Below are 11,028 nucleotides of genomic sequence, written 5' to 3' on the forward strand. Positions count from 1 at the left end.
CTAAATAAAACAAAACCTTCCAATGAGGGCCTAACGGAAGGTTATTTGGTATGATCTTTTTTAGTATATCAGGGTTGTTTTAGTTATTTTATTGAAAAATGTTGACAAACTATTAGCTGGTTTAGTTGCATAAGAACCTGAAAGAAGAAGAGAAAAATTAAGACAAGAAGAATTAAAAGGAGATCCTTCTAGCAGCGTTCACGGTGGAGGTCTTGCTGATTTAGTTGGTAGCTTAGGTTGGAAAGGTACGGGAATTCTTATTCTTGTAATCATAATCGGCTTTATTTTTGTATCACTCTTCTGTTTCTTTATCTTCCCCCATTTGAACACCCCCTAATTAAGCAACCAGTCCTTTTAAATTTTACCACAAACAACCATTATCCTTGTTGAACTATCCTGCCACGCTACTTTAAGTATATTTTTTTACAACCCCTTCAATATTGCTCAACAATCTCGCAATTGTTGAACTTCATAATGTCTTATAAGTCTTGTATTAAAATGCTTATCGTTGTAAATTCGCTTTTTGTTGGTAGGACCCTAGTAGAAATTTAATATTTTCATCATTTTTATGTGCAATTTAGCGTTTAAAAAGTGTGCAATTTATCTCTGAAAGTCACAGTGGTTTTAATGTTGAGTTTCGATATCAGGGATCGGTCACCAATAATACACATATCAAGGCCCACAGCGATATTGATGTTTTAACACTGCATTCAGATTTCTATTCACTGGAAACCCCTCAAAAACCTAGACATCCATATGCAGGAGATCCGGTGAAGGATTTGTGTGAACTGAGAGAGGAATGTTATTCTATTCTATCAAGTGCTTTTCCAGCAGCAGACGTTGATAACTCAGGAGCGAAATCAATTGGGTTACAAGGAGGCTCTTTGAGAAGAAAAGTGGATGTAGTACCATCAAACTGGTATAACACAAATTTATATAACCAAACGGGAGAAGAATACCATCGAGGGGTCATGGTCCTGGATTATCATAATAAAACACGATTAGCAAATACACCTTTTTACCATAATAAGCTTCTGGATGATAAAGATCTACATACAGCAACAAATTATAAAAAGATTGTGAGATTATTAAAGACATTAAAGGCTGACAGTGATGCAAAAATTAATCTCAGTAGTTATGATATTGCTGCGCTTATGTATCACCAGGATAATTCTTCATACTTAGTTGGCCAATCACCGTTGAGGCTTATTACAAACTCCCTTTCATTTTTGCAAAATGTTTATGACAATCAATCATATAGAACTGGTTTGTTAGTCCCTGACAAATCAAGAGCTATATTCGAGAGGGCAACTGTTGATGATTTAGGATTAATGATATTTGAATTAGTTAAGGTGGCCCAGGATATCATAAATGATCTTTCGGCATCAGGAAGTACAATTTATAAAGAGATTATTGCATAATAAAGTAAAGATCGGCCGTAAAAAGGACGGTCTTTTATTTTTTTTGAAGATTTAAGAGGTCAACTAACGGTGGCTTTTCTTGAATATCTCTGCAACAATAAAAATCAAGTACGACCTTCCATTAAGGGCGCGATTGTGGTAGAAGCCTTAGATTTAAACGACATATCATATTTGGATCTCTCTACTACATCAACATCAGATAAGTCAAAAATAGATTTTAATAATAAATACTTAAACATGCGAATCGGGGGAACGGCATTGCGGCCATTATCAAGGCAATATTTATTTTTTAGTTCTTCTAAAATGAATGAAAAGTCAACAAGTTCATTAATTCGACGAAGCATATTATCTTTTGGGACAACGATATCGTAAATTGTAATAAATAGACTAAGATTGAGAGATGCTTGATTTGAAATCATTTGGATACCACCTACATACATTAATATCCTTAGTATAAAGCATAAAGGCAGTGGAAAGTTCAACTAACCCAAACTTTCCACTGCCTAAGTTTAAAATTTGGACTTTTTCAGTGGCCTCAAAAGACTCTGCGTCGTTTTTCCGCTGATTTATACGCCTACATAAACGTGGCGTGCTACACGTTCTACTTCTTCTGCCACTTTCTCATGTACTTCCGGTTGAAGTGGATCTGGTACAAGATCTCCATGTTTTGTACAAGAAGCAATTGCTTCTGCTGCAGCAACAAGCATCTCGTGGTTCACTACTTTACTTTTAGCATTAAGAGCTCCTCTAAAAATCCCTGGGAAACCAAGAACATTATTAATAGAGCGTCCGTCTGCAGCATATGCAGCGCCAGCTTCTAATGCTACTTCAGGCTCAATTTCTGGTCTTGGGTTTGATAAAGCTAGAATAACTTGTCCTTCTTTTACAAACTCTTTTTTAATAAGACCAGGAACACCTGTTGTTGCAATAACAATATCACACGTTTCCATTAGCTCTTCAATGTTTGATGAAATTTGTCCACCATATTCTTTTAAACGATTCATTGCCATTTCTGATTTGTCAGTTCCATAAACAACTTGAACACCATATGCCATAAACATACGACAAATCGCAGCGCCTGCAGCGCCAAGGCCAATTTGTCCTACTTTTGCTTCTTTCAAGTCAATTCCTGCGCTCTTACAAGCGGAAATAGCTGCTGCAAGTGTAACAACTGCTGTACCATGTTGATCATCATGCATAATAGGGATGTTTAATTCTTCTTTTAAACGGTTTTCCACTTCAAAACAATGTGGTGAACCAATATCTTCAAGAAGAATTCCACCAAAACCAGGTGCGATATTTTTTACTGTACGAATAATTTCTTCTGGATCTGTTGTATCAAGTAAAATTGGCACACCACTAATTCCTGCTAGCTGGTCAAAAAGAGCAGCCTTCCCTTCCATAACAGGCATTCCTGCAACAGGACCGATATTTCCAAGTCCAAGAATTGCTGTTCCATCGGTTACAATAGCTACAGAGTTATTAATTGTTGTATAGATTTCAGCTTTATCTGGTTCTCTTTTAATAAGGCTACAAACATCAGCAACGCCTGGTGTATACACACGGCGCAGTTCTGCTAGAGACTTGATTGGCATCTTACTCTTCATTGCAATCTTCCCGCCTTCATGAGCCGAAAGAACTTCGTCTGAAACCGTATGAAGCTTAATGCCCTCTTCTAACCCTTCAATTGCTGTGATAATTTCATTTAACTGTTCTTCTGTCTCTACTTGTACAGTAATATTACGCATTGTATAAGTTGGACCAACTTTTACGGTTTCAACTTCACCGATGTCTGCCCCTACAAGACCAATAGCTGTTGCGACTTTTCCTAGATTTCCTGGAACAGTAGGTGTTTCAATCATAAGTGTACGAATCATATGTTTAGTAATCATTTACTACTTGCTCTCCTTTATACTCTGTCTCATCTGAAGGTGAATTTTCATCAACATACCAAATGAATTTCCCTGTATATCCGTAAATGAGTGCAAGTCCTAATGCTACAAAACTAAGCCACATAAATGGTAAGTATGAAAATGTCGAAACTCCAAGGATACCTGCCATATATATACCATTATCAGACCACGGAACCATACCAGACGTCAATGTGCCACCCACTTCTGTGTTACGTGATAGGATTCGGCGATCTAGCTTCAGCTTATCGTAACTTTTCTCCATAATTTTTGGAGTCAAGATTAACGATACATACATCGCACAACCTAATACATTTCCCAGAAATGCTACAATTAAAGTTGACAAAGTCACGTTTCCTGCAGATGTCAGTTTCTTTTCGAAAGTTGCTATAATAACTTTTAATACTCCTAGCTTTTCTAAGAGTCCACCAAATCCTAGACCAAATATAATAACAACAAGTGTGTCAAGCATACCGACAATACCACCGCGATTTAGGATACCGTCCATAAACTCTACACCAGTATCAATTGAAAAACCTTTGTAAGCTGTATTGATTGCATCCGCAAAATCCATCCCTTGAAATACAGATGCCCAAATAGCTCCTAATAGAGCACCAATAACAATAACAGGCATTGATGGTTTCTTTAACGCTAATAGTACAACAACAATAATAGCTGGAATAAGCATCCAAATCCCGATATCAAAATATTTTTGTAATGAAGATTTAAAAAACTCTACTTTCTCTGTATCAATGTTTCTTCCACCATATGCAAATCCAGTAATTGTAAATAAGATAGCTGTAATAATAAATGCGGGAATTGACAAGACCATCATCGCTCGCACATGGCGTAAAATATCTACCTTTGAAAGAGATGAGGCAAGTACTGTACTATCAGATAATGGTGATAGCTTGTCTCCAAAATACGCACCAGACAATACAGCTCCCGCTACAAGCGGAAGTGGCATCCCTAGGCCTTCTCCAATTGCAATCATTGCGATACCTGCTGTTCCGACTGTTCCCCATGATGTTCCTGTTGCAACAGACATAATAGAACAAATGATAAGAGTTGCTAATAAGAAGATACTTGGATGGATGAATTCTAATCCGTAATAAATAAGAGTTGGTACAACCCCACCTGCAATCCATGTACCAATTAAAGCTCCTACAGATACAAGAATTAAGACAGCTTCTAATCCATTTGAGATCCCATCCATAATTGATTTTTGTAAATCTTGATACTTATGACCGAGTCGAACACCTAGAATAATAACGAGAAACCATGATATGAATAATGCCATTTGAATCGGTAAATCAAGAAACAGCGTAAATGACAACACAAGCGCAAGAAATACTCCTAATATAATCACAATTTCAGGTATTGTTGGTAACCTTACTTCCTTCATGCATAATCCCCCTAGTTAAAAACATTAGTAAAACGTTTACATTTAGTACTGTTGTAACGTATATTACTAGACTTCCTCATCCCCAAGCTTGCAACATTTAGTCCATACGTCCTTGTATAGACTCTAAATATTACAATTTTCCTTTTATTGTTTATCAAAAAGCTCTTCCCCAGCAATTCCTGGTTTCGTCATTTCAAAAGGATTTAAAATAACATCGAGCTCTTCTTCTGTTAATACATCATTTTGCAAGCAAAGCTCTCGAACAGACTTACCTGTTAAGATGGCTTCTCTCGCAATACGTGCAGCTGGTTCATATCCAAGATGTGGGTTCACTGCAGTAATAATACCAACGCTTTTTTCCACATACTCTTTCATACGGGCTTCGTTTGCTTGGATTCCTTTCAAGCAGTGATCTGTAAATGAACGGAATCCATTGTTCATAATGCTAATTGATTGAAGTAAATTAAAAACAAGTACTGGCTCCATAACATTTAATTCAAACTGACCTGCTTCAGAAGCTAAGCAAATGGTATTGTCGTTTCCAATCACTTGGAACGCAATTTGGTTGATAAGTTCTGGCATAACAGGATTTACTTTACCTGGCATGATTGATGAACCAGGTTGACGGGCAGGAAGGTTAATCTCATTTAAACCTGCTCTTGGACCTGAAGCCATTAGACGAAGGTCATTCGCAATTTTAGACATGTTCATCATACATACTTTAAGAGCTGCTGACACTTCTGTATAAGCGTCAGTATTCTGCGTTGCATCCACAAGATGATCTGCTGTCACAAGAGGTAAATCACTAATACGTGCTAAGTGTTTCACAACAGATTTAATGTATTTCGGATTTGCGTTTAATCCTGTTCCAACGGCTGTTGCTCCCATATTTACTTCGTAAAGGTGCTGACGAGATTGCTTAATTCGCTTCATATCGCGCTCTAGAACACGGCTATACGCTTCAAACTCTTGACCAAGTCGAATTGGCACAGCATCTTGAAGGTGTGTTCGACCCATTTTAATCACAGAATCAAACTCTACCGCTTTTTTCTTGAATACCCCTTTCATGTACTCCATCGTTTCAAGGAGCTTTTCAAGCATTTTTAATGTAGAAATATGAATAGCTGTTGGAAAAACATCATTTGTTGACTGTGACATATTCACGTGAGAGTTCGGGCTTAAATGATTGTACTCTCCTTTATTGTGACCTAAAATTTCGAGTGCTCTATTTGCAATTACTTCATTGGCATTCATATTCATAGATGTCCCTGCTCCACCTTGAATGGGGTCAACAATAAACTGATCATGCCACTTGCCTTCTAGAATTTCATCTGCTGCTTGAACAATAGCATTGCCAAGCCCTTCATAGAGACGTTTCACATCCATGTTCGCAAGAGCTGCAGATTTTTTCACAACGGCTAATGCTTTAATCATTTCTTCATGAATACGGTATCCTGTAATTGGAAAGTTTTCTGATGCACGAAGCGTTTGAATTCCATAATAAACATTTTCCGGTATTTCCTTTTCACCAAGGAAATCACGCTCAATTCGATATTTTTGGTCATTTTTCTCCATAACTTTCATCAAGTTTCCCCACTTTCTTTGCCTCTTTTTATTTTGAGCTATAGTTGGTATTTCTATCTTCTTTTAACAATGAAAAACCCTACTTCCTCAAAAACATATTAGTTAAAAAAACGATCACCCATTTTTATCAGGTCAGGTAACAACCGTTTATAAGACTACATAGTCGTTTTCCTGAATTTGTTGTAGATCATTGGCTATGGGTGTTTCCATCATTTTTTTTACTTGGTCCAAATTATTTGTCTTCCCTAGTACCCACATCAGTTTCGTGACAATCGCTTCTGTATTCATATCCCTTGAGGAAATAATGAATTTTTTAGAAATCTTTCTTCCAACTTCATACCTTTGTAAGTCAGTCCCCTCCTCAAGACATTGAGTTGTAATCACAACTGCAATCCCAGCTTCTATTAGTTCATTTATCTTTGGAAGGAGATTTCTCTTTTCAAATGGAATCCCTCCATTTCCGTAACTCTCTATTACTACACCTCGAAAAGACTGTTTGATATAGTCAAAAACCTCTGGTGTTATTCCAGGAAAAAGCTTCAATACAAACACATTACTACATATTGAAGTATCCAACTTTAAGGGACCGCTCTTACTTACCGGGATATTTGTTAAATAAACTACCTCTGAACCCTCTATACGAGCGATGTAGGGATAGTTAATACTCATAAAGGCATTATAACTTTTCGATCTTACTTTAACCGCTCGCGTTCCACTAATCACCTTTCCATCAAAAACAACATAAACTCCACAAACATTCTCACAAGCGAACCTAATCGCATCTACCATATTTTTCTTCGCATCAGTTCCGTCAAAATCAATAGGAACCATAGATCCCGTTATGATTACCGGTTTTGCTAAGCTTTGTAGTATATAGGACAGTGCCGCTGAGGTATACCCTAAAGTATCCGTCCCATGGGTAATTACAAACCCATCATACTGGTCATATTTGTTATAAATGGTTCGAGCAATTTCCAGCCAGTATTCCGGTTGCATATTTGTACTATCTAAATTCATCAAATTAATACTATGGAGCAATAACTCTTCGTTATTTTCAGGTAAATAACCGACCAAATCCTTATCTGTAATCCCTGGTGTTAGTCCATCCTTTCCTTGAACTGAAGCAATAGTGCCACCTGTAGCAAGTAAAAGTATTCTTTTCATAAAGGCCACCTTTCTAATCCCTACGTAAGTAATTTATTTTCCTTCTAACTTGTTGAGGTATAATAGAAGTTTTTCATAAAATTGCGCGTACTTTTTCCAAAAAACTCAATACACATGTACGCTAAACGCGTACAATTATGCATAAATCCCAAATTTTTTGATAGTTTTAAAAAAAACATTTATTTTAAACCCTTTTTTAGAAAAACACTTTGAATTCAAGGAAACAGAATCTTGTCATTAAGGGCATTATGTTCTATTTTTTCATTAAATTATTTGGCGGGGGTTATGTCATAGGCAATAGGTGTTGTCATGATCTTTTTCACCTTTTCAGGTTCATTTGTCTGACCTAATGCCCACATTAATTTTGGAATAATCGCTTCTGTATTCATATCCCTTGTACGAATTATCATGTCCTCTGGCACTTTCCGGCCAACCTCGTACAAGCCCAAATCTTCACCTTCTTCGAGAACTTGGGTTGTAAAGACCACCGTAATACCTGAATTGATAAGTTCATGAATTTTTTGGACTAAGCTTCTTTCTTGAAAGGGGATTCCACCAGTTCCAAATGTCTCAATAACGATCCCTTTGTATAATTTCTTTATGTAATCAAAAAGTTCAGGTTTAGTTCCTGGATGCAGTTTTAATAATAAGACATCAGGGCAGATAGAAGAATTAAATTTAATTTTCTTATCTTTTGCTAAATGAATCTTCCTTTGATATGAAACCTCTGAATTATTCACACGGGCAATATACGGGAAATTAATACTTTCAAATGCATCGTAGCTTATCGTCCTTAATTTGACTACTCTTGTACCGATGATTACCAATCCACCAAAAACAGTAAAGACACCACCTACATCTTCACACGCAAATCGAACGGCATCGCTAATATTTTTCTTAGCATCAGTCCGCTTGTAATGAATTGGAATTTGAGACCCTGTTATTACAACAGGCTTGGCAAGGTTCTGTAACATATACGAAAGGGCTGCGGACGTATAAGCCATTGTATCTGTTCCATGAGTGATAACAAATCCATCATACATATCATAATGTTCGTTAACTGCTTCAGCTATTTTAACCCAAGATTCTGGTTGCATATTTGTACTATCTACATTCATTAAGGTTTTACTTTCGACCTTATATCTATCATATTGTTCAGGCAAATAACTCACTATCTCCTCGGCGGGGATTTCTGGATATAGCCCTTCTTTCCCTAGTACAGATGCAATAGTACCTCCAGTAGTTAGCAAAAGTATTTTTTTCATGCGCATTCCCCTTTTGTGAATTATTAAGACATAATAAAGTTCGCCATCTCTTGTTTTCTAATAGTAACAAGACATGATATCATAAAAATACTAACGAAGTTAACTTTTATAAGTATTAAGTCTAAGACATTTCAAACATAAAATTTAAAAGCTATTACTACCTTTTTTGAATCCGCTTCCATTCAACAGCTCTGAAAAATACGCGTTTTGAGAACTTATATTTTAATTATATAGAATTATCAGTAAAATCGCAAGATTTTTTATTCATTACGCAAACATTTTGCCTTTTCAAACCTGCATCTATCAATAATCAATGTTATAATAGAAAAGATAATTTAGGAGGATACGAAACATGTTAACACGATTAGCTGAATTAAGGAAAAGTAGAAGGTGGACAATGCAGTATATATCTGATCAGCTTGGAATTGCAAAAAGTACTTATGCAGGATACGAGTCTGGATACCGTGAACCATCACTTGATACGATCAAAAGGATTTCAGAATTATATAAAACATCAGTTGACTATTTATTAGAAAGAACAGATGATCCATCCTTCAATCCTAAACAAGTAAAGATAAACTTCCCTGTGGAATTAACAGATAAAACCCAATTGGTTAAAATTCAACTGGCAATTGACGAAAAAATCATCTCTCCTGAAGAATTTTATCATTTTATTGCGTTTATACGAGCAAAACGGGAGATTGAGCAAAACGGACTTTAAATGATAGATAGAATAAAAGAATCTTTCATTTTAAGCATAAGGTATGTAAAAACATAAACAGCCCAAAATAAATTCTGGAATTAAAGAATAGCAAACATATAGAAAAAACACTCAACAAATTTCTTACTTTAGACTTTCTAATGCACCAAATAGTGACCGTCAAACTCTCAAAATTTTGATGTACCTTTCCTCTATATGGTCCCTTCAAAAAATCCTTTAGTAAAATAAACCTCTTGTTGACTCACTCCCGGTGTTTGTCAAGATAGTTGTCGTATTTTACTTGTTTAGTAGTGTTGTTATTTTCATTGGATTTAAAGCCACTTGCTGATGAGCACTCCAATCTCTTGTTGAACGCGACCACCGTTCTGGATGCTTCTGTTTGGCTTGTTCGTAGACTTCTTTTCTGTTTTTAAGCACGTCAAGATAAACACCTGTATGACATTGTTCTGGCGTTACGAAGTAACCATCTTTAATATTAGAATTTTGGTAAAGCATCCACGGCATCCGCCAAATCACTATAAGAATCCTTCAAATACCTGCTTGTTGTAGCAATATTACTATGACCAGCCAATCTTCTAACCTTTTCAATATCGTTATTTGCAGCCTTTAACATCCATTTGCAAAACGTATGACGGAAGACACATTTATATACAAAAAATCCTCGATTGCGAGTATCAACAAGGTTCAAATTAGGTATAATTTACCACTGTGCTTTAATGCCTTAATTTATTAGAATTCATACGAAACCCTTTAACTTTTATTCGACAAAAATAATGTTTAAACAAGTGGTTTTGTTCTACAAGAAAAGCGAGTAGCATTAGCTACTCGCTTTTTTAAGCATTGGAACTTTAACGAAAACGGAATCAGTGGAACAATTATTGATTAAACACACAAAAAAGAAGCACCTCACATCCGATGCTTCTTTTTTTGAATAGCTAATGTTAGCTTTTTAAAGAGAATCTTGGATACATGGTATATTCCGGATTAATCAAAACAACATCCACTATGTAATGATAATTTTGTTGTAGGTGCGGCACGATCCGATCATGCACTTCCCTCACGATTTCCCCATAAATGCTACGATTATTTTCATAAAAAACTTCTTCTACATCTTTCACAACAAAAATCCACATTCGTCCATGCCCCTGGACTTCCAGGTTAATAAAATCTAAAAATATCGTCTTATGAAAGTATGTATTGTCCATATACTGAATCTCAAATCGCTTTTCCAACAAAGGTTTTTCTAGTGTTTCTGGATATTCTCTAAGCATCACTCCATTAATACTTTGTATTTTTGTCCTCCTTATCGTTCGATAAGCTAAATGTAATTCGTATTTTAAAATTCAGCAAAAGGATAAAATTGAGCTTTATAGATAAAAAGCGACCTAATAACAGTCATATCTCTAGTGATATGACTGTTATTAGGTCGCTTTTAGAGTTAGTCTTAAAAGTGGACACGTCGAAATGAGAATAAAGATATAATATAGATAATTTAATTAAAGGACGTGTTCAAATGGGGAAGCACCATACTCGAGAGTATAAAGAATATGTATCAAAA

At 35.9% G+C, this 11,028-nt stretch carries 9 protein-coding genes and 3 pseudogenes; 3 read left to right on the forward strand and 9 right to left on the reverse strand.

Annotation, left to right across the window (positions count from 1 at the left end):
• Positions 1–136: 136 nt before the first annotated feature.
• Both K9V48_RS25350 and K9V48_RS25355 read left to right on the forward strand, forming a co-directional pair.
• Positions 137–337 (forward strand): annotated as a pseudogene (locus tag K9V48_RS25350) (DUF6366 family protein); the annotation flags it as partial.
• A 433-nt stretch (positions 338–770) separates the two neighbouring features.
• Positions 771–1,421: a nucleotidyltransferase-like protein gene (locus tag K9V48_RS25355; protein WP_224141881.1), complete on the forward strand. Its 651-nt coding sequence runs from the start codon at positions 771–773 to the stop codon at positions 1,419–1,421.
• Positions 1,422–1,573: 152 nt separating this feature from the next.
• Here the strand turns inward: K9V48_RS25355 and K9V48_RS25360 are convergent.
• The 6 genes and pseudogenes from K9V48_RS25360 to K9V48_RS25385 form a co-directional block, all read right to left on the reverse strand.
• Positions 1,574–1,840: pseudogene (locus K9V48_RS25360) on the reverse strand (transposase); the annotation flags it as partial.
• Positions 1,841–1,987: 147 nt separating this feature from the next.
• A complete protein-coding gene (locus K9V48_RS25365; protein WP_224141882.1) occupies positions 1,988–3,313 on the reverse strand; it encodes an NAD-dependent malic enzyme in 1,326 nt (441 codons plus the stop codon).
• Complete coding sequence (gene nhaC / locus K9V48_RS25370) at positions 3,303–4,736, reverse strand: Na+/H+ antiporter NhaC (protein WP_224141883.1); 1,434 nt, start codon at positions 4,734–4,736, stop codon at positions 3,303–3,305. Before nhaC ends, K9V48_RS25365 begins: the two co-directional genes overlap by 11 nt.
• A gap of 144 nt (positions 4,737–4,880) precedes the next feature.
• Positions 4,881–6,311 (reverse strand): aspartate ammonia-lyase, encoded by a 1,431-nt coding sequence (aspA, locus tag K9V48_RS25375; RefSeq protein WP_224141889.1) that lies wholly within the window; start codon positions 6,309–6,311, stop codon positions 4,881–4,883.
• A gap of 156 nt (positions 6,312–6,467) precedes the next feature.
• Complete coding sequence (locus K9V48_RS25380; protein ID WP_224141884.1) at positions 6,468–7,484, reverse strand: asparaginase; 1,017 nt, start codon at positions 7,482–7,484, stop codon at positions 6,468–6,470.
• A gap of 269 nt (positions 7,485–7,753) precedes the next feature.
• Positions 7,754–8,749, reverse strand: coding sequence for an asparaginase (locus K9V48_RS25385; protein ID WP_224141885.1), 996 nt, complete (start codon positions 8,747–8,749; stop codon positions 7,754–7,756).
• Positions 8,750–9,101: 352 nt separating this feature from the next.
• Between K9V48_RS25385 and K9V48_RS25390 the strand changes: the two genes are divergently transcribed.
• On the forward strand, positions 9,102–9,470 hold the full coding sequence (locus K9V48_RS25390) for a helix-turn-helix domain-containing protein (protein WP_224141886.1): 369 nt from the start codon (positions 9,102–9,104) through the stop codon (positions 9,468–9,470).
• A gap of 276 nt (positions 9,471–9,746) precedes the next feature.
• On the opposite strand, the gene K9V48_RS25395 is transcribed toward K9V48_RS25390, so the two are convergent.
• The 3 genes and pseudogenes from K9V48_RS25395 to K9V48_RS25405 all read right to left on the reverse strand — a co-directional run bounded on the left by K9V48_RS25395 (position 9,747) and on the right by K9V48_RS25405 (position 10,741).
• Entirely contained in the window at positions 9,747–9,965 is a 219-nt protein-coding gene (locus tag K9V48_RS25395) for a hypothetical protein (RefSeq protein WP_224141887.1), read from the reverse strand.
• Positions 9,946–10,110, reverse strand: a pseudogene (locus K9V48_RS25400) (tyrosine-type recombinase/integrase); the annotation flags it as partial. The pseudogene K9V48_RS25400 and the gene K9V48_RS25395, both read right to left, overlap by 20 nt.
• A 301-nt stretch (positions 10,111–10,411) precedes the next feature.
• On the reverse strand, positions 10,412–10,741 hold the full coding sequence (locus K9V48_RS25405) for a hypothetical protein (protein ID WP_224141888.1): 330 nt from the start codon (positions 10,739–10,741) through the stop codon (positions 10,412–10,414).
• Positions 10,742–11,028 lie beyond the last annotated feature (287 nt).

This window comes from Metabacillus rhizolycopersici, from assembly GCF_020075705.1.

Bases quoted from the DNA above. Each gene is read 5' to 3' on its own strand.
- K9V48_RS25380 (WP_224141884.1), bottom strand. From the start codon at position 7,484: ATGAAAAGAATACTTTTACTTGCTACAGGTGGCACTATTGCTTCAGTT.
- nhaC (WP_224141883.1), bottom strand. From the start codon at position 4,736: ATGAAGGAAGTAAGGTTACCAACAATACCTGAAATTGTGATTATATTA.
- aspA (WP_224141889.1), bottom strand. From the start codon at position 6,311: ATGGAGAAAAATGACCAAAAATATCGAATTGAGCGTGATTTCCTTGGT.
- K9V48_RS25405 (WP_224141888.1), bottom strand. From the start codon at position 10,741: ATGCTTAGAGAATATCCAGAAACACTAGAAAAACCTTTGTTGGAAAAG.
- K9V48_RS25395 (WP_224141887.1), bottom strand. From the start codon at position 9,965: ATGCTTTACCAAAATTCTAATATTAAAGATGGTTACTTCGTAACGCCA.
- K9V48_RS25390 (WP_224141886.1), top strand. From the start codon at position 9,102: ATGTTAACACGATTAGCTGAATTAAGGAAAAGTAGAAGGTGGACAATG.
- K9V48_RS25385 (WP_224141885.1), bottom strand. From the start codon at position 8,749: ATGAAAAAAATACTTTTGCTAACTACTGGAGGTACTATTGCATCTGTA.
- K9V48_RS25365 (WP_224141882.1), bottom strand. From the start codon at position 3,313: ATGATTACTAAACATATGATTCGTACACTTATGATTGAAACACCTACT.